Here is a 19,671-nt window from a genome sequence, read left to right on the forward strand (position 1 = left end):
CTCCGGCAGTTATGGCATTGTTACGACACGGATAATACCGTGCCGTCCCCCTTTAGCAATGCCTGATTTTTACCTTCGGTTGTTGCGGCCGGTCACAATCGCACAGACTCGGTTGAAAAAATCGGAACTATTTCAACGACCAACCCGTTTGCCAGACGAACCGGCCGAGGAGCGGACATGAAATTCATCACCGCCGGCCAGTTGAGAACGATGAAAGGAAGGTACGAAATGGCAAAGAAACTTACAATCCTCGTCACTGCCGCTCTGATGGGCACGACGGCTTTCGCGCCGCTGGCCATCGCTCAGGGCACGACCCAGCCTGCGCCGGCAAATCCGAGTGCGCAGACGGAGCCGGCAACCCCGCCTGCCACACCGATGGCGCCTGCTGCTCCTTCGACCAATGACAGCGCGGCTACAACGACAGGCGGCGCTTATCTCACCGAACAGGGCGAAACGCAGGTCAGCGCCAATGATTATATCGGCAAGGCGGTCTATACCGCTGCCGATGAAAGCATCGGTAACGTCACCAACCTGATCATGGAAGAAGACGGTGGTCTGGTTGCGGCCGTGATCGGCGTAGGCGGCTTCCTCGGTATCGGCGCAAAGGATGTTGCCGTTCCGATGGACAAGGTAACGATGACGCGCAACGCGCAGGACGGCACCATCCGCCTCACCACGACCGAAACGGCGGAAACGCTGAAGGCGGCTCCCGAATTCAAGACGCTGGAACAGAAGGCCAGCGAAAAGAATGCGGCAACGCCGGCGGCTCCCGACAGCACGACGACATCCGCCACCAAGCCCTAATTCCCGTTCCTGGGAGGCAGGAGCGGGACTGGCTTCAATCAGCTGTCCCGCAGGAGGCACCGGCCAACAGGCCGGTGTCTTTTTTTATGTTTGTTCGCCGGCTGTTCAATCCCCGGCATTGCGGGAGGAATGCCATGCCCAGGCGGATTTTATGATGTCCGACAGGGAATAACGCGGCTCCCAGCCGAGAACCTCCTTCGCCTTGTCGTTATTGGCGACCAGCGTCGTGGAATCGCCATCGCGCCGCCCGGTATATTCGACGGGGAAGGGGCGGCCGGAAACCTCCGAAATCGCCGCCAGCAATTCTTTCACCGTGGTGCCGGTGCCGGTGCCGAGGTTGAGTTCGACGGTCTCCCCGCCGGCAAGCAGATAATCCACGGCCCGCACATGCGCATCGGCGAGATCGAGAATGTGGATATAGTCGCGCACGCAGGTGCCGTCGCGCGTGTCGTAATCCGTGCCGAACACCTTGAAGCCCTGACGCCGGCCGAGTGCGGCCTCGATGGCCAGCGGGATCGCGTGGGTTTCCGGCTTGTGCCATTCGCCGATGCGGCCTTCGAAATCCGCGCCGGCGGCATTGAAGTAGCGCAGCATCACGGAGCGCAGCCCCTTATAGGTGCTGTAGTCCTTCAGCGCCTGCTCCACCACCCATTTGGTGCGGCCATAGGGGTTGATCGGCGCCTGCCGGTGCGTCTCGTCGATCGGCACCTGTTCCGGCAACCCGTAAGTTGCGCAGGTGGACGAAAAAACGAATGCCGTGACGCCGGCATCGATGGCGGCGGAGAGCAGGTTGAGCGAGCCGATGACATTGTTGTCGTAGAAAGCCACGGGCTGCTTGACCGATTCACCGACTTCGATCAGCGCTGCGAAATGCAGAACGGCTTCCGGCCGGTGTTTGGCGAAGACCTCATCCAGCCGCGCCCGGTCGCGAATATCGCCCTGTTCGAATGGTCCCCAGCGGACGAATTCCTCATGCCCGTTGGACAGATTGTCGAAAACGACCGGTTCATATCCTCGCTCAGACAGGAGAAGGCAGGTGTGCGAACCGATATAGCCGGCACCGCCGACGACAAGGACTTTCTTCTTCATCAATTGCCTTTCAGAAAATTACGGACGCGTCGAGACTGCCCGAGACTGTATGTCACTTTGTTCAAATAAGGGCGGCGTGGCGGTTAACGCCATCAACCAGTCTATCCTTCGCGGGTAACATAAAAAAAACCGCGCATCCATCGTCTGGACGCGCGGTTTGCCTTGTCGTGTCGCCAAGAAATTACTTGGACTTTTTCGTATTGACCCTTGTGGCCAGGAAACCGGCCGCGACAGCCACGGCGAGCGTCGCATAGGGACGTGCCTGGATCGCCAGCGTCAGCAGCGATTGCAGGGCAATCGGGGCTGCGGCAAGCGGCGCCGCCGTCAAAGGAGTGACAGCGGGACGTGCGGCATAGACCCTCGGACGTTTGATGATCGCCAGCGCCACCAGCATGATGACGCCGAGCAGGAACGCGGTCCCGGCGACGACGAGCGCCGCGGGGCCTGCGCCCACATGCCGGGCAAGATAGATAGAGCCCGCCACCACGGCGGCGATGAAGGCGATCAGGAAGAATATCCCGGTCAGAACCGACAGGATTATGGTCGCGCGCAATCGCCGTGTAACGACGCGCCCTTCGCGCTGGGTCTCCCCCAGATAGACCAGCAATGCCTCAAGCATGAGCGCGGCCTTATCGACGCGTCAGGAGGGCGAGCACAAAACCGACGCCGACGGCGATGCCGAGGGACTGGAGCGGGTTCTTCTGGACGTGGTCGGTGAGGTTGTCGTTGAGCGTGGATATTTCATTGCGAACGCTGTCGGCCATTTCTCCGGATGCGGTGAGGGCGTCATCGGCCACGCGGGCGGCCTGCGCCTTCAGCTCATGCGAAGCGCCGACGCCGAGCGCCTTCACGCTTTTGGCAAGACTAGCCAGATCTTCGCGAAGCTGGGCGAGCTGCGCTGCCACATCGGCCGCATCGCCGTTTTCGAGGGATTGCTGGATCTTGTCGCTGACGCTGCTACGCACGCTTGCCATAGGTGAGGTCCTTCCTGAACATCATTGATGGGACGACGACACGTCACCGTCGTCCGTGAAGCTTCGTTTCGGCGGCCGAAACACCCGCCTGTCCGTCAGTCAAACGCGCCGATGCCGGCTTGGTTCCGCAACGGGACGGGTTTTCTTGATGGCACTTCGGCTCGGGGGCGATTTTCGAGGAATTCGGTGCCCGACATTTGTTTTCCTGTCACAAGCATCCTATAAGGCCCATCATCGAGACGTACCTTGACTTCAATCAATATGTGAAACGACATGCTCCAGACGCCCTATTACCTGATCGACAAGACAAAACTTCTTCGCAACATGGAGAAGATTGCCTATGTGCGGGAAAAATCCGGCGCCAAGGCGCTCTTGGCGCTGAAGTGCTTCGCCACATGGTCGGTGTTCGATTTCATGTCGCAATATATGGACGGCACCACCTCGTCCTCGCTTTATGAAGTGCGCCTCGGCCGCGAGAAATTCGGCGGCGAGACCCATGCCTATTCCGTCGCCTATGCCGATTATGAAATCGACGAGGTGATTGCGAATGCGGACAAGATCATCTTCAATTCCATCGGTCAGCTCGAGCGTTTCGCCGACAAGGCTGCCGGCATCACACGCGGTCTGCGCCTCAACCCGCAGGTCAGCTCCTCGAGCTTCGATCTTGCCGATCCTGCGCGCCCCTTCAGCCGGCTGGGCGAATGGGATGTCGCCAAGGTCGACAAGGTCATGGACCGTATCTCCGGCTTCATGATCCATAATAATTGCGAAAACAGCGATTTTTCCCTGTTCGACCGCATGTTGACGCAGATCGAGGAGAAATTCGGATCGCTGCTGTCGCGTGCGGAGTGGGTCAGCCTCGGCGGCGGCATCCACTTTACCGGCGACAATTATCCGCTCGACCAGTTCTGCGACCGTCTGCGCGCCTTCTCGGAAAAATACGGCGTGCAGGTCTATCTGGAACCGGGCGAAGCCTCGATCACCAAAAGCACGACCCTGGAAGTGACGGTTCTCGACACGCTGTTCAACGGCAAGAACCTCGCCATCGTCGACAGCTCCATCGAAGCGCATATGCTCGATCTGCTGATCTATCGTGAGAGTGCCAAGGTTTCACCGAACGAGGGTGAACATCCCTACATGGTCTGCGGCAAATCCTGCCTTGCGGGCGATATCTTCGGCGATTTCCGCTTCGACAGGGAATTGAAGGTCGGCGACCGTATCTCCTTCCAGGACGCGGCCGGCTACACCATGGTCAAGAAGAACTGGTTCAACGGCGTCAAGATGCCGACCATCGCCATCAAGGAACTGGACGGCACCGTGCGCGCCGTTCGTGAATTCGACTTTGCCGATTTCGAGCAAAGCCTGTCTTAAACCCTGTTTTTAACATGAAACGAAGCTCATCCCTGCGGGGAAAAGGAGGCATCACCTGAAATGAAGAAGAACGTTCTGATCATCGGCGCCGGTGGCGTAGCACAGGTCGTGGCGCATAAATGCGCCCAGAACAGCGATGTATTGGGAGACATTCATATTGCGTCACGGACTTTGGGAAAGTGCCGCAAGATTGTCGAGTCCGTACGCGAAAAGAAGAGCCTCAAGACAGATGTGAAACTTGAGGCCCATGCGCTTGACGCGATGGATATCGAGGCGACGAAAGCCTTGATTAAACAGACCGGTGTTGAAATCGTTATCAACGTCGGTTCGGCTTTCGTCAACATGTCCGTTCTTCGTGCCTGCATGGACACGGGTGTTGCCTATATGGATACGGCGATCCACGAGGATCCGACCAAGATTTGCGAGACGCCGCCGTGGTACGGAAACTACGAGTGGAAGCGCGCTGAAGAGTGCAAGGAAAAGGGCATTACCGCCATTCTCGGCGTCGGCTTCGATCCGGGCGTGGTGAACGCCTATGCGCGTCTCGCCAAGGATGACTATTTCGACAAGGTCACCTCGGTCGATATCGTCGATATCAATGCCGGCAGCCACGGTCGCTGGTTCTCCACCAACTTCGACCCGGAGATCAACTTCCGCGAATTCACTGGTGTTGTTTACTCCTGGCAGAATGGCCAGTGGCAGACGAACCAGATGTTCGAAGTCGGCCAGGAATTTGACCTGCCGGTCGTCGGCAAGCAGAAGGCCTATATGACCGGCCATGACGAAGTGCATTCGCTGTCCAAGAACATGGACGGTGCCGATGTGCGCTTCTGGATGGGCTTTGGCGATCACTATATCAACGTCTTCACGGTGCTGAAGAACCTCGGCCTCCTGTCCGAAAAGCCGGTCAAGACCGCCGAAGGCCTGGAAGTCGTGCCGCTCAAGGTGGTCAAGGCCGTGCTGCCCGATCCGTCTTCGCTGGCGCCCGACTACGTCGGCAAGACCTGCATCGGCGATATCGTCAAGGGCATCAAGGACGGCAAGGAGCGCGAAGTCTTCATCTACAACGTGGCCGACCACAAGGAAGCCTATGAAGAAGTCGGCTCGCAGGGCATTTCCTACACCGCCGGCGTTCCGCCGGTCGCCGCCGCCATGCTCATCGCCACCGGCGAATGGGACGTGAAGCAGATGGCCAATGTGGAAGAACTGCCGCCGAAGCCGTTCCTGAACCTTCTCAACAAGATCGGCCTTCCGAACCGCATCAAGGACGAAAACGGCGACCGCGCGCTGGAGTTCTGAGTGATGGTGTTGTGATTGCGTTAAATAGAAAGCCCCGCGAAAGCGGGGCTTTTTTGTTGGTGGCGACGTCTGCCGACCAGAATAGTTTGGCGAATTCGTAGCATCCTTACCGTCACCCCGGATTTAGTCCGGGGTCCAGCGCGATCAAGTCCTTGATCGCGGGAGAGTCTTCTCACGGCGCAGACGCGCCGTGGCTGGATGCCGGCTCAAGGCCGGCATGACGGCCGAAACCTTGCTGCCGGTCTCAAGTCCCAGATGAACGTGAGCCGAGATTGCGGAGGCTTGTGACGAGTGGCCCTCAGCCCTTCGTCGGCTTCGGCCCACGCTTTTCGAAGGGCTTGTCCTTCTTGCCCTCGTATTTCGGCTTGTCGCCGAAGGGCTTTTTCTTTTTCCAGGGCTTGTCGTCGCCCTTGCGGTCATCGCGGGGGCCGCTTGCGTTGTCCGATTTGCTGAATTTCCGCTGCGCCTTGGCCGGGCGTGTGTCTTCGCGGAAACCGCCGGTCATTTCCGGCTTGCCTTCCAGCGCCTTCAGACGGATGCCCTTTTCGAGCGTCATGTCCTTGCCGATGGCAGAGGTGAAACGGTCGACGGCGTCGGCCGCCAGTTCCACGAAGGTCTCCGTCTGCTGCATGCGGATCGCGCCGATATCCTGGCGGGTGATCTTGCCGAAACGGCAGAGCATGGGGATCAGCCAGCGCGGTTCGGCGCTCTGCTTGCGGCCGACGGACAGCGAAAACCAGGCGCTGTCGGCGAAATCGGAGCGTTCGCGGCGCGGCGCATTGTTTTCGACCGTTTCGAAACTGTCGCGGCGCGGCTTGCGGTTGTTGTCCAGCGAGACTTCGGCGATGTCTTCGGGCGCGGAACGTCCGGCGTGGTAAAGGCGCACGAAAGCGGCGGCGACCTTTTCAGCGCCGTGCTGTTCGAGCAGCCTGGTGACGAAATCGCGCTCGTCCTCGGCCACGGCCTCGGTCAGCGACGGGTCGGCCAGAAGCCGGGCGCCATCGCGCTCGACGATCTCTTCGGCGGAAGGCGGACGAACCCATGCCGGGCTGACCTTGGCGCCTTCCAGCAGGCGTTCCGCCTTGCGGCGCTGGTTGATCGGCACCACGATGGCGCTGACGCCCTTCTGACCGGCGCGGCCGGTGCGGCCGGAGCGATGCAGAAGCGTTTCGGAATTGGTCGGCAGGTCGGCGTGGATGACGAGTTCGAGACCCGGCAAGTCGATACCGCGGGCGGCAACGTCGGTTGCCACACAGACGCGGGCGCGGCCGTCGCGCATGGCCTGCAGCGCATGGGTGCGTTCGTTCTGGGTCAGTTCGCCGGAAAGGGCCACGACGGCAAAGCCGCGATTGTTGAGCCGCGCCGTCAGATGGTTCACCGCCGCACGGGTGGAGCAGAAGACGATGGCGTTGCGGGCTTCATAAAAGCGCAGCGCATTGATGATGGCGTTCTCGCGGTCGGCCGGCGTCACCAGCATGGCGCGGTATTCGATATCCACATGCTGCTTCTGTTCGGAAGCGGTGGCGATGCGCACGGCGTTCTTCTGGTAGCTTTCCGCAAGCTTGGCGATGCTGCGCGGAACGGTGGCCGAGAACATCAGCGTGCGGCGGGTTTCCGGCGATTCTTCCAGAATGAATTCCAGATCTTCACGGAAACCGAGATCGAGCATCTCGTCGGCTTCATCCAGCACCACGGCGCGGATGGACGACAGATCGAGCGCGCCGCGCTTGATGTGGTCGCAAAGACGCCCGGGCGTGCCGACGACGATGTGAGCGCCGCGCTCCAGCGCCCGGCGCTCGTTGCGCACATCCATGCCACCGACGCAGGAGGCAATCGAGACACCTGCGAATTCATAGAGCCACTCCAGCTCCCGCTTGACCTGCATGGCCAGTTCGCGGGTCGGCGCGATGGCGAGCGCCAAGGGTGCGGAAGCCTGACCGAAGCGGCCGCTCTCCGGCAGCAGCGTCGGCGCCAGTGCAATGCCGAAGGCAACCGTCTTGCCGGAGCCGGTCTGTGCGGAAACCAGCGCATCCTTGTCGGCCAGTTCGGGTGCAAGCATCGCCTGCTGCACGGGGGTCAAATCTTTATAGCCGCGTTTTTCCAACGCCTGCGCGATCGCCGGGGCGATACCCTGGGTGTCTGTCATCTACCGTCTTTCGGATATGAAGCCGCCCGCATCCGCCCGAAACCAATAGGTCCTAAAGTCTCCGGGGCAGCCGATACAGGCCATTTCGGCCATCTGGCCGGTTGCATTGCCGCGCTCATACTGCGAATGGGCCGGTTTGTACAGTGCACCGCGGTACGCTCTTTTGCGGGTGCTTTATCCCGCCGACGTTTTCATCCCGCGATTGTTCCGGAGCGATGCTGCGAAAAAGGCGTACCGCATGGTTCATAAACGGCATTGCGTGCCCCCCGCCTTTTCGCTAAGAGACCCGCAACTTGAGGCTCTTTGTCAGGAAGAGCCGACTGGGTTTGTTCTTGTCCGTCCGCTTCCTGAAGGAGCCGGCGGGAAAATGGGATGGTACTGGTCAAGGCTATGGCTCGCATTGTCATGAAATTCGGCGGCACGTCCGTCGCGAACCTCGAACGCATTCACAATGTCGCACGGCATGTGAAACGCGAAGTGGATGCCGGCCATGAAGTGGCCGTGGTCGTTTCCGCCATGTCCGGCAAAACCAATGAGCTGGTGGACTGGGTGCAGAACGCCGCGAAGGTGGCCGGCGCCAATGCCGCCTCCTTTTTCGATGCGCGCGAATATGACGCGGTTGTTGCATCCGGCGAGCAGGTGACGTCAGGCCTTCTGGCGATCACGCTGCAATCCATGGGCATCAATGCGCGCTCCTGGCAGGGCTGGCAGATCCCGATCCGCACCGACAATGCGCATGGCGCCGCCCGCATTCTCGAAATCGACGGTTCGGATATCATTCATCGCATGGGTGAAGGTCAGGTTGCCGTTGTCGCCGGTTTCCAGGGCATCGGCCCGGACAACCGCATCGCGACGCTCGGACGCGGCGGTTCGGATACGTCCGCAGTGGCGATTGCCGCTGCCGTCAAGGCGGATCGTTGCGACATCTACACCGATGTCGACGGCGTTTATACGACCGATCCGCGCATCGAGCCCAAGGCTCGCCGCATGAAGAAGATCGCCTTCGAGGAAATGCTCGAAATGGCGTCTCTCGGCGCGAAGGTTCTGCAGGTTCGCTCGGTCGAGCTTGCCATGGTACACAAGGTGCGCACCTTCGTTCGCTCCAGTTTCGAGGATCCCGATGCGCCGGGCATGGGCGACCTCATCAACCCGCCCGGTACTTTGATTTGTGACGAGGATGAAATCGTGGAACAGGAAGTCGTAACCGGCATCGCCTATGCCAAGGATGAAGCACAGATCTCGCTGCGCCGCGTGGCCGACCGTCCGGGCGTTTCCGCCGCGATCTTCGGGCCGCTCGCCGAAGCGCATATCAACGTCGACATGATCGTGCAGAACATCTCCGAAGACGGTTCGCGCACCGACATGACCTTCACCGTTCCTTCGGGCGACGTTGCCAAGGCGATCAAGCTTCTGGAAGACAACAAGGCCCAGATCGGCTTCGACGTCGCGCAGAACGAGACCGGTCTCGCCAAGGTTTCGGTCATCGGTATCGGCATGCGCAGCCACGCCGGCGTTGCCGCCAGCGCGTTTAAGGCGCTTGCCGAGAAGAACATCAACATCAAGGCGATCACCACCTCCGAGATCAAGATTTCGATCCTGATCGACGGCGCCTATGCCGAACTTGCGGTTCGCACTTTGCATTCCGCCTACGGTCTCGATAAGAGCTAAGCCGAGACATCGGTTCCCGATGCTCCGATTCTTCGGAGTTGCGTTCTTCCGATGTGGCGTTTCATGAAAGCGTGTCCCTTGCGGGACGCGCTTCTCGCGCTATAAATTTTTAAATGACCTTTTGATTCTCGAATATTATGACATTCGGATCGGAAGTGTCGGGGAGCAAACGCGATGAGAGACCTTTCCGCAGGTCCGCGCGTCCTGCTCAAGCGGCTGCGCGAAATGATGGCGGAGCACCTTGAACCGCAGGACCGTCTGGACCAGATCGTCCGTCAGATTGCCAGCAACATGGTGGCGGAGGTTTGCTCGGTCTATGTGCTGCGCTCCGACAGCGTGCTCGAGCTTTACGCTACCGAAGGTCTGAACAAGGATGCCGTGCATCTTGCCCAGCTGAAAATGGGGCAAGGTCTTGTCGGCACCATCGCCGCTTCCGCCCAACCTCTCAATCTTTCCGATGCGCAGGCGCATCCCGCTTTCCGCTATCTTCCTGAAACCGGTGAGGAAATTTATCATTCCTTCCTCGGCGTGCCGATTTTGCGTTCCGGTCGCACTCTTGGCGTTCTTGTGGTCCAGAACAAGGCCAGCCGAACATACCGGGAGGATGAAGTGGAAGCGCTTGAGACAACCGCGATGCTCATTGCCGAAATAGTGGCGAGCGGCGAGTTGAAGAAGATCACCCGCCCCGGGGTGGAGCTGGATCTGACGCGCGCCGTCTCCATCGATGGCGACGGCTATGGCGAAGGCATCGGTCTTGGCCATGTCGTGCTGCACGATCCGCGCATCGTCGTCACCAACCTGCTCAATGAAGATGCCGATACGGAAATCCGGCGTCTTGCCGATGCCATCGGCTCGCTGCGTCTGTCCATCGACGACATGCTGCAGCGTCGCGACGTGCCGACCGAGGGTGAGCACCGCGAGGTTCTGGAAACCTACCGCATGTTCGCTCACGACCAGGGCTGGGTGCGGCGCATGGAAGAGGCGATCCGAAATGGCCTGACGGCGGAGGCGGCGGTCGAGAAGGTGCAGAGCGACACCAAGGCGCGCATGATGCGCCTGACCGATCCCTATCTGCGCGAGCGCATGCATGATTTCGACGATCTCGCCAACCGGCTGCTGCGGCAGTTGATCGGTTTTGGCGGTCGTGGGCCGGAGCAGGATTTCCCGCTCGACGCCATCGTTCTGGCGCGCGCCATGGGTGCTGCCGAACTGCTGGATTACCCGCGTGAAAAACTGCGTGGTCTGGTGCTGGAAGATGGCGCGGTGACGAGCCATGTCGTCATTGTGGCCCGTGCCATGGGCATTCCGATCATCGGACAGGCGACCGGTATCGTGGCTCTGGCGGAAAACAACGATCCCATCATTATCGATGGCGATGACGGCCAGGTGCATCTGCGCCCGATGTCGGATTTGCAGCGTGCTTATGAAGAAAAGGTGCGCCTGCGGGCCCGGCGGCAGGAGCAGTTCCGGGCGCTGCGCAATGTCGAGCCGATCACCAAGGATGGCCAGAAGGTCAATCTGAAGATGAATGCGGGCCTTCTGGTGGACCTGCCGCAGCTCGACGAATCCGGCGCCGACGGCATTGGCCTGTTCCGCACCGAGCTGCAATTCATGATCGCCTCCAACATGCCGAAGGGCGAGGAGCAGGAGGCGTTCTATCGCTCCGTCCTGCGGCAGGCGAAGGGTAAGAGCGTCACCTTCCGCACGCTCGATATCGGCGGCGACAAGGTCGTTTCTTATATGCGCGGCCAGGAAGAGGAAAATCCGGCGCTGGGCTGGCGGGCGATCCGCCTGTCGCTGGACCGGCCGGGCCTGATGCGAACGCAGATGCGCGCGCTGCTGCGCGCCGCCTCGGGTGCCGAACTGCGCATGATGCTGCCGATGGTGACGGAAGTGTCGGAAATCCGCGCCGCTCGCGACCTTTTGCAGAAGGAAGTGCAGCATCTTTCGAAATTCAGCCATGCGTTGCCGAAAAAGCTGCAATTCGGCGCCATGCTGGAAGTGCCATCGCTGATGTGGCAGCTCGATGAGCTGATGCAGGAGGTGGATTTCGTGTCCGTCGGTTCGAACGACCTGTTCCAGTTCTCGATGGCGGTAGACCGCGGCAATGCGCGTGTTTCGGATCGTTTCGATAATCTGGGCAAGCCGTTTCTGCGCATTCTGCGCGATATCGTCCGCGCTGGCGAAAGGCACCACACCTCGGTCACGCTGTGCGGCGAAATGGCGGGCAAGCCGCTTTCGGCCATGGCTTTGATCGGCCTCGGTTTCCGTTCTGTTTCCATGTCGCCGACGGCCATCGGTCCGGTCAAGGCCATGCTTCTCGGGCTCGATGCCGCGCGCCTCGCCGAAGAGCTGAACGCGGCGCTGGACGACCATAATTCGCTGGAAAGCGCGCGCGAGGTGTTGTTACGCTTTGCCGCGACGCATTCCATTCCCATTTAGAGCATTTCCAGGAAAAGTGGATCCCGGTTTTCCGTCCGGAAATGCGTTAGAGCAAAAGGTTAAAGCGTTTTCGCGTTTCGAAGAAAAGCGAAAACCCTCTAAAAGACCTGTTTCATTATTGGAGTGACTGGTGGCGAAGCTTCCCGTCGAAAAAATGCGCGAGTTGGAAAGGCGTTTCGGTGAGATCGAAGCGCGTATGTCGGCCGGGCCTGCTGCGGATGTCTATGTGAAACTGGCTTCGGAATATTCCGAACTCGAGCCGGTGGTGAAGAAAATCCGCGACTACGAGAAGGCGGTTTCCGAAGCCGCCGATCTGGAGGCGCTGCTGGCCGACAAGTCGACCGACAAGGATATGCGCGATCTGGCGGAAATGGAGCTGCCGGATGTCGAGGTCCGCATCGGTGAGCTTGAAAAGGACATGCAGGTTCTGCTGCTGCCGAAGGATGCGGCGGACGAAAAAAGCGCGATTCTCGAAATTCGGGCGGGCACCGGCGGCTCCGAGGCAGCCCTTTTCGCCGGCGATCTGTTCCGCATGTATGAGCGCTTCGCCTCGACCAAGGGCTGGAAGGTGGAAGTGCTTTCCGCAAGCGAGGGCGAAGCGGGCGGTTACAAGGAAATCATCGCGACGATCAGCGGGCGAGGGGTGTTCTCCAAGCTGAAATTCGAATCCGGCGTGCACCGGGTGCAGCGCGTGCCGGAAACGGAAGCGAGCGGCCGCATCCATACGTCTGCCGCCACCGTTGCGGTCCTGCCGGAAGCGGAAGATATCGATATCGAAATCCGCCCGGAAGACATTCGTATCGACACGATGCGTGCTTCGGGTGCAGGCGGCCAGCACGTCAACACCACCGACTCCGCCGTTCGCATCACCCATCTGCCGACGGGCCTGATCGTTACCAGCTCGGAGAAATCGCAGCATCAGAACCGCGCCAAGGCCATGCAGGTCCTGCGCTCGCGTCTCTACGACATCGAGCGCCAGAAAGTGGAGAGCGAACGTTCAGCCGACCGTAAGAGCCAGGTAGGTTCCGGCGACCGTTCCGAGCGCATCCGCACCTATAACTTCCCGCAGGGCCGCGTTACCGATCACCGCATCAACCTCACGCTCTACAAGCTGGACCGGATGATCGAAGGCGAGATCGATGAGCTGGTGGATGCGCTGATCGCCGACTATCAGGCGGGGCAGCTTGCACAGCTCGGCGAACAGCTTTGAGCACGGCCGCTGAAGCGAGTGTTGCGAGTGCGCTTGCCGCAGCCCGCAAAAGATTGCAGGCGGCGGGGATCGCCGATCCGCTTCTCGATGCGCGGCTTTTGATTGCGGAGGTTGTCGGTTTTTCATTGACCGATTTCGTGATGAAACCTGATCGTGCCGTTATGCCGGAAGAAAGCGCCCGTATCGCGGCCATGATCGAAAGGCGGGCGAATGGCGAGCCCGTTCACCGTATTCTCGGCCACCGGGAATTTCATGGGCTCGACCTTCTTTTGTCTGAGGAGACGCTCGAGCCCCGGCCGGATACGGAAGTTCTTGTCGATACCCTGTTGCCGGCGCTGAAAAAAGCCGTTTCCGCCAAGGGCAGCGCCCGCATTCTGGATATGGGCACCGGGACCGGCGCGATCTGTCTGGCGCTGTTGAAGGAGTGCCCCGAAGCAACCGGTATCGGCAGCGATATTTCCGCCGATGCGCTCGAAACGGCGGTCCGGAATGCGGCCCGAAACGATCTCGGCGGGCGCTTCGAGGCCATACGCAGCGACTGGTTTGAAAAAATCTCCGGCCGCTTTGACATAATTGTGTCGAATCCGCCTTATATAAGGACTGATATCGTCGCAACGCTTGACCAGGAGGTTCGTAACCACGACCCGATGGCGGCGCTGGATGGAGGTCAGGACGGCCTTGCACCGTACCGCCTCATCGCTGCCGATGCAGGCCGCTTTCTTGTGGAAAACGGGATTGTCGGTGTGGAGATCGGTTTCGATCAAAGGCTTGATGTTTCCGCTATATTTGCTTCCCACGGCTTCTCTCTTCTGGACGCCGTGAAGGATTATGGCGGTAACGACAGAGTTTTGACCTTCCGGAGATAGTTGTTCGCGATATGTCTTCGGATTTTTTGCAAGGATATTTTGCACAGCAAAAGAAAAGGCTTGGATTTCCGCAGGAAGCGGGATAGTTTGCGGCCACATGCCGGGTGGCTGAGGACGAACACAGATTCGTCAGGGTATGGGTCAGTCCCGAAGCGGGTTCTTTAAAGAGCCCTGAAAGGCTGGGCGTTTCCGGCATGTGAATCAGTAAACTTTGTTCGCAGGCGGCTCGGTGCAGCATTTGCGCAGCCGGTCGTCATACGCGAGGTCTTGCCCTGGGGTTATCTTCGGCAAGGCGCGTGATGGAGCAATTTCAGGAAAAATTTCCAGCGGTTTTCCGCCCGGAATTGCATGAAAACAACCAGATTGTCAGCAAAACAGAATTCAGGTGAGCAATTGATGAGGCCAGGACAGCAAAACAAGCGCGGCCGGGGGCGTGGAAACAACAACAATAACAATGGTGGCGGTAACAACAACTTCAACCGCAAGGGCGGCAACCCGCTCACCAGGACTTATGACAGTTCCGGCCCCGATGTTAAAATCCGTGGCACAGCCCAGCACATAGCGGAAAAATACGCGGCTCTGGCGCGCGATGCGCAGAGTTCCGGCGACCGCGTGATCGCTGAGAACTATCTGCAGCACGCTGAACACTATAACCGCATCATCGCTTCGGCTCAGGCCCAGATGCAGGAACGTTTCCAGCGCGACGACCGCGGCGAGTACAATGCTGCCGATGGCGACGATATGGATGTGAACGACGGCGATGAAGGCGTCGTTGCACCGCAGCAGCAGGCCGAACAGGCCGAGCGCGCGCAGCAGCCGGAACGTCAGGAGCGTACTGAGCGGAACGAACAGCGTCGTGAGCGCCCGGACCGCCGCGAACGGCAGGAGCGTCAGCCGCGCCAGCCGCAGGTAGCCGCCGAACAGCAGCCGCCGGTATACGACGCCAGCCAGGCGCCGCAGCCCGTCATCGAAGGCACGCCCATGGAAGTCGCCGTCGAAGAAGAGCAGCAGCAGGCGGAAGCTCCGGCGGGCGAACGCGCACCGAAGGCACGCCGTGCAACCGGACCGCGCCAGCGCCGCCCGCGCCGCACCGCCGCTGCGGAAGGCGCCGAAGGCGAAGATGCGCCGGCCGGTGAAGAGGCGGCACCCGCCACGCTTGAGAACGCTGCCGAATAAGCAGCTTCTGCAAATTACTCTGCGATCGAAAAACTCCGGCTTGCCGGAGTTTTTTGTTTTTGGCGATTGGTGATGAACATTCCGCCAGCAATCGGCGTGGTTTCATGTGGCGAATTGATACCTCTCAAATCATGTGAAAATTTCCCGGACGGTGGATTTTCTCCCCTTTAAACCGATGAAAATGCCTCCCATATTCGTGCAGGACGGACAGAAGCCGCATTCGCCGGCAACCGACCATCAAGAGGCGGCGATCGTGAAATCCTATAAACACGGCTGTCGTAGCGGGGCTTGCCTTTTGAGGGAGCCTCAACCCTAACACCCGGAGCCGTGCCGAAAGCGGGCGGGCCGGTCAATGGAGGTTCGACTATGAATATTGAAAAATACTCCGAACGCGTTCGCGGTTTTCTGCAATCGGCACAGACCTTTGCCCTGGCCGAAAACCATCAGCAGTTTTCGCCCGAACACGTTCTGAAAGTTCTGCTCGATGACGAGCAGGGCATGGCGGCATCGCTGATCGAGCGCGCCGGCGGCAACGCCAAGGAAGCGCGTCTTGCCAATAATGCGGCGCTTGCCAAGTTGCCCAAGGTTTCCGGCGGCAATGGCGGCCTTTCGCTCACCGCGCCGCTCGCCAAAGTATTCTCGACTGCGGAAGATCTCGCCAAGAAGGCCGGCGACAGTTTCGTCACTGTCGAGCGTCTGCTGCAGGCACTTGCGATTGAAAGCTCCGCCACCACTTCGGCTTCTCTGAAGAAGGCCGGCGCAACGGCGCAGGCGCTCAATCAGGTCATCAACGATATCCGCAAGGGCCGCACCGCCGATAGCGCCAATGCCGAACAGGGCTTCGATGCGCTGAAGAAATTCGCGCGCGACCTGACGGAAGAGGCTCGTGAAGGCAAGCTCGACCCGGTGATCGGCCGCGACGACGAAATCCGCCGCACCATCCAGGTGCTGTCACGCCGTACCAAGAACAATCCCGTGCTGATCGGTGAACCCGGCGTCGGTAAAACGGCGATTGCCGAAGGCCTTGCGTTGCGCATCGTCAATGGCGACGTGCCGGAAAGTCTGAAGGACAAGAAGTTGATGGCGCTCGATATGGGCGCGCTGATCGCCGGTGCGAAATATCGCGGTGAGTTCGAAGAACGTCTGAAGGCTGTGCTCAATGAAGTGCAGGCCGAAAATGGCGGCATCATCCTGTTCATCGATGAGATGCACACGCTGGTCGGCGCCGGCAAGGCCGATGGTGCGATGGATGCGTCCAACCTCCTGAAGCCCGCGCTTGCCCGCGGCGAGTTGCACTGCGTCGGCGCCACCACGCTCGATGAGTACCGCAAGCATGTGGAAAAGGACCCGGCCCTTGCCCGCCGTTTCCAGCCCGTTCTTGTGGACGAGCCGACCGTGGAAGACACGATCTCGATCCTGCGCGGCCTGAAGGAAAAATACGAACAGCATCACAAGGTCCGCATCTCGGATTCGGCCCTGGTTGCGGCTGCAACGCTTTCCAACCGCTATATCACCGACCGCTTCCTGCCCGACAAGGCAATCGACCTGATGGACGAAGCCGCTTCGCGTCTTCGCATGCAGGTGGATTCCAAGCCGGAAGAACTGGACGAACTGGATCGCCGCATCATTCAGCTCAAGATCGAGCGCGAAGCCCTGAAGCAGGAAACGGACCAGTCGTCCGCCGACCGCCTCAAGAAGCTCGAGGACGAGTTGGCCGATACGGAAGAAAAGGCGGATGCGCTGACGGCCCGCTGGCAGGCGGAAAAGCAGAAGCTCGGCCATGCCGCTGACCTCAAGAAGCGGCTGGACGAAGCCCGCAACGAATTGGCGATTGCCCAGCGCAATGGTCAGTTCCAGCGCGCCGGCGAGCTGACCTATGGCATCATTCCGGGTCTCGAAAAGGAACTGGCTGCGGCGGAAGCCCGCGATAGCAGCGGTGCCGGCTCGATGGTTCAGGAAGTGGTGACGGCGGACAATATCGCCCATGTCGTTTCCCGCTGGACCGGTATTCCTGTCGACAAGATGCTGGAAGGCCAGCGCGAAAAGCTGCTGCGCATGGAAGACGAGCTTGCCAAGTCCGTTGTCGGGCAAGGCGAGGCCGTTCAGGCGGTTTCCAAGGCGGTTCGCCGTTCGCGCGCCGGCCTTCAGGATCCCAACCGGCCGATCGGTTCGTTCATCTTCCTCGGCCCGACGGGTGTGGGCAAGACCGAGCTGACCAAGTCGCTCGCCCGCTTCCTGTTCGACGACGAAACCGCGATGGTTCGCCTCGATATGTCGGAATATATGGAGAAACACTCCGTTGCCCGGCTGATCGGTGCGCCTCCCGGCTATGTCGGTTACGAAGAGGGCGGGGCGCTCACGGAAGCGGTTCGCCGCCGGCCCTATCAGGTCGTGCTGTTCGACGAGATCGAGAAAGCGCATCCGGACGTGTTCAACGTCCTCTTGCAGGTGCTGGATGATGGCCGCCTCACGGATGGCCAGGGCCGCACCGTCGATTTCAAGAACACCATCATCATCATGACCTCGAACCTCGGTTCGGAATTCATGACGCAGATGGGCGACAATGACGATGTGGATTCGGTTCGCGATCTGGTTATGGAGCGGGTCCGGTCGCATTTCCGGCCGGAATTCCTCAACCGTATCGACGATATCATCCTCTTCCACCGCCTGCGGCGCGACGAAATGGGTGCGATTGTCGAAATCCAGCTGAAGCGCCTCATCTCGCTGCTCGGCGATCGCAAGATTTCGCTCGAACTGGATGAGGATGCCCGCAACTGGCTTGCCAATAAGGGTTACGATCCGGCTTACGGCGCGCGTCCGCTGAAACGGGTGATCCAGAAGGCAGTTCAGGACAGGCTTGCCGAAATGATCCTCGGCGGCGAAGTCCCGGATGGATCGCGGGTCAAGGTGACCTCGGGCACGGACCGGCTGCTGTTCAAGGTCAAGCCCGCCAAGGGTGAGGCCGAAGCTGAAACGGCCGATGCGGCATAAAATGAAAGGGCTCCGGAAACGGAGCCCTTTTCATATGACCGGGCCCTTTTCATATGACCGGGATTGTCGTTCGGGTCTTCCCGCAGATCAGCGGCTCGCCACCTGATTGGGCTTTTCGTCAATATTCAGCAGATTGTCGATGCGCTTTCTCTCGTCGGAGAAACGCGCCAGCGCCTCGCCGGAAAGCGACTTGCCGCCCGGCAGGCGCACCTTCATCGCATCCACCTTGGTGCCGTTGACGATCAGCTCGTAATGCAGATGCGCGCCGGTCGAAAGACCGGTCGATCCCACGTAACCGATGACCTGGCCCTGCCGGACCTTTGCGCCTTCGGTGACACCCTTGGCGATGGCGCTCTGGTGGTTATAGGAAGAGACATAGCCATTGGCATGGCGGATCAGCGTCTGGTTGCCGTAACCGGACGCCCATCCGGCCTTTTCGACGGTGCCATTGCCCGTCGCGATGATCGGCGTGCCGCGGGCGGCGGCCCAGTCGGTGCCGGTATGCATGCGGCTGAATTTCAGAACCGGGTGACGGCGCATGCCGAAACCGGATGTCATGCGGCCGTTCGGAACCGGGTTACGCAACAGGAATTGCCGGATGCTTTTGCCGTTTTCATCGAAGTAATCGATGCTGTTGTCGTCCGGGTTCTGGAACCGGTAAAAACGTGTCTCGTTGTCGCCGAATTTGGCGTTGACGTAGAGCAGTTCCGACTTGTCTGTCGCCTTGCCATCCGCATCTTCCACGGAGAAGAAGGCTTCCAGCGTATCCGCCGGCTTGAGCTGCGCCTGAAAATCGACGCTGCTGGCCAGAAGCTTGATGAGCTGGGAAACCATGCCCTGGTTCATGCCGTAGGCCAAAGCCGCACGGTAGACCCCGTCATAAACGCTCGGCAGATCGCGTCCGGCGGCAGGCGCGGGGGTGCTGTCGAAGGCGGTCGCCACGGCATCGAGCTTCGGCGGTTCGCTGGCCTTGATGAAACGCTTGCTGTCATCGATGGCCATGGTGACCATGTGGCGGCCCTTGCGGTAAAGGCTGACGCGCACGATATCGCTTTTCTCGTCTTCCTGAATAATGCCGACGCGCAGCACATCGCCGCTTTCGACATTGTTCGACTGGATTTGCGGCGATAGCAGCCCGGCGATTTCCGAGGACTGCGCCTTCGAATAGCCGGCGCCGAAAAGGGCGGCCTCGATGGTTTCGGTCTGGCGGGCAGGGATCACGTCGTCGGCATATTCCTTGACAGGCACCGAGGCGGACTGCGGGGTCGAGACCGACATGTTCTGTTCGACGACACGGGCGGCAAGGCCCGCGGTAATGTCGACATCGCCGTCGTCATTATCGAAACGGCGTGGGTCGATGTAATAGAGCGCGGCCAGCTGCTCGTTGCCATCCGTCAGGATCGAACCGTTCGAGCGCACCGCCTCCTCGACCTCGTCGAAGCTCAATGAGCCGGCGAAGGCATATTTGGAATGCTGGACGGGAAAGGCGACAGTCTTCAGGCTGACTTCGGATTCAACCTCGGAGCCATAGATCGTTCCCGTCCGGCTAGGCGCGGGTGCCGATGCGTCCTTGTCTTCGTTGCTGGCAAAAATATTCAGGGGATCGAAGGCGGGATAGTCATCCTGCTTGGCGTA

14 protein-coding genes (1 of these 14 cut by a window edge) are annotated in these 19,671 nt (G+C 60.0%); 9 read left to right on the forward strand and 5 right to left on the reverse strand.

Annotation, left to right across the window (positions count from 1 at the left end):
* Positions 1-228: 228 nt before the first annotated feature.
* Positions 229-804 carry a PRC-barrel domain-containing protein gene (locus AGR7B_RS20435; protein ID WP_080858189.1) on the forward strand — a complete coding sequence of 192 codons (576 nt, stop codon included), beginning with the start codon at positions 229-231 and terminating at the stop codon, positions 802-804.
* A 105-nt stretch (positions 805-909) separates the two neighbouring features.
* Here the strand turns inward: AGR7B_RS20435 and galE are convergent, their stop codons facing one another.
* From galE to AGR7B_RS20450, 3 genes are all read right to left on the reverse strand, one after another.
* Positions 910-1,893: a UDP-glucose 4-epimerase GalE gene (gene galE / locus AGR7B_RS20440; protein ID WP_104679835.1), complete on the reverse strand. Its 984-nt coding sequence runs from the start codon at positions 1,891-1,893 to the stop codon at positions 910-912.
* Positions 1,894-2,074: 181 nt separating this feature from the next.
* A complete protein-coding gene (locus AGR7B_RS20445) occupies positions 2,075-2,512 on the reverse strand; it encodes a hypothetical protein (RefSeq protein WP_080857717.1) in 438 nt (145 codons plus the stop codon).
* A 10-nt stretch (positions 2,513-2,522) separates the two neighbouring features.
* A complete protein-coding gene (locus AGR7B_RS20450) occupies positions 2,523-2,867 on the reverse strand; it encodes an ElaB/YgaM/YqjD family protein (RefSeq protein ID WP_003522534.1) in 345 nt (114 codons plus the stop codon).
* Between the two features lie 273 nt (positions 2,868-3,140).
* Here AGR7B_RS20450 and nspC point away from each other — a divergent pair, with 273 nt between their 5' ends.
* Positions 3,141-4,238, forward strand: coding sequence for a carboxynorspermidine decarboxylase (nspC, locus tag AGR7B_RS20455; protein WP_065657307.1), 1,098 nt, complete (start codon positions 3,141-3,143; stop codon positions 4,236-4,238).
* Positions 4,239-4,298: 60 nt separating this feature from the next.
* Positions 4,299-5,537 carry a saccharopine dehydrogenase family protein gene (locus AGR7B_RS20460; protein WP_065657306.1) on the forward strand — a complete coding sequence of 413 codons (1,239 nt, stop codon included), beginning with the start codon at positions 4,299-4,301 and terminating at the stop codon, positions 5,535-5,537.
* A 298-nt stretch (positions 5,538-5,835) separates the two neighbouring features.
* Here the strand turns inward: AGR7B_RS20460 and AGR7B_RS20465 are convergent, their stop codons facing one another.
* A complete protein-coding gene (locus AGR7B_RS20465; protein ID WP_065657305.1) occupies positions 5,836-7,683 on the reverse strand; it encodes a DEAD/DEAH box helicase in 1,848 nt (615 codons plus the stop codon).
* 390 nt (positions 7,684-8,073) lie between these two features.
* On the opposite strand from AGR7B_RS20465, the gene AGR7B_RS20475 reads away from it, so the two are divergent.
* The 6 genes from AGR7B_RS20475 to clpB all read left to right on the forward strand — a co-directional run bounded on the left by AGR7B_RS20475 (position 8,074) and on the right by clpB (position 18,036).
* Positions 8,074-9,351 carry an aspartate kinase gene (locus AGR7B_RS20475; protein ID WP_003522538.1) on the forward strand — a complete coding sequence of 426 codons (1,278 nt, stop codon included), beginning with the start codon at positions 8,074-8,076 and terminating at the stop codon, positions 9,349-9,351.
* A gap of 174 nt (positions 9,352-9,525) precedes the next feature.
* Positions 9,526-11,793, forward strand: a complete 2,268-nt coding sequence (ptsP, locus tag AGR7B_RS20480; RefSeq protein WP_065657304.1) for a phosphoenolpyruvate--protein phosphotransferase — start codon at positions 9,526-9,528, stop codon at positions 11,791-11,793.
* Positions 11,794-11,923: 130 nt separating this feature from the next.
* Positions 11,924-13,003, forward strand: a complete 1,080-nt coding sequence (gene prfA / locus AGR7B_RS20485) for a peptide chain release factor 1 (protein ID WP_065657303.1) — start codon at positions 11,924-11,926, stop codon at positions 13,001-13,003.
* Positions 13,000-13,869: a peptide chain release factor N(5)-glutamine methyltransferase gene (gene prmC / locus AGR7B_RS20490; RefSeq protein ID WP_080857718.1), complete on the forward strand. Its 870-nt coding sequence runs from the start codon at positions 13,000-13,002 to the stop codon at positions 13,867-13,869. Before prfA ends, prmC begins: the two co-directional genes overlap by 4 nt.
* A 396-nt stretch (positions 13,870-14,265) precedes the next feature.
* Positions 14,266-15,045 (forward strand): DUF4167 domain-containing protein, encoded by a 780-nt coding sequence (locus AGR7B_RS20495; RefSeq protein WP_080857719.1) that lies wholly within the window; start codon positions 14,266-14,268, stop codon positions 15,043-15,045.
* Positions 15,046-15,411: 366 nt separating this feature from the next.
* Entirely contained in the window at positions 15,412-18,036 is a 2,625-nt protein-coding gene (gene clpB, locus AGR7B_RS20505; RefSeq protein ID WP_080857720.1) for an ATP-dependent chaperone ClpB, read from the forward strand.
* An 87-nt stretch (positions 18,037-18,123) separates the two neighbouring features.
* On the opposite strand, the gene AGR7B_RS20510 is transcribed toward clpB, so the two are convergent.
* A protein-coding gene (locus AGR7B_RS20510; protein WP_020811299.1) for a M23 family metallopeptidase crosses the window boundary here: on the reverse strand, positions 18,124-19,671 show its 3' portion. It continues 399 nt past the right edge of the window; 1,548 of the gene's 1,947 nt are visible here — the last part of the coding sequence; its start codon lies beyond the right edge, outside the window; the stop codon is at positions 18,124-18,126.

The organism is Agrobacterium deltaense RV3 (genome assembly GCF_900013505.1).
Classification (GTDB): Bacteria; Pseudomonadota; Alphaproteobacteria; order Rhizobiales; family Rhizobiaceae; genus Agrobacterium; species Agrobacterium leguminum.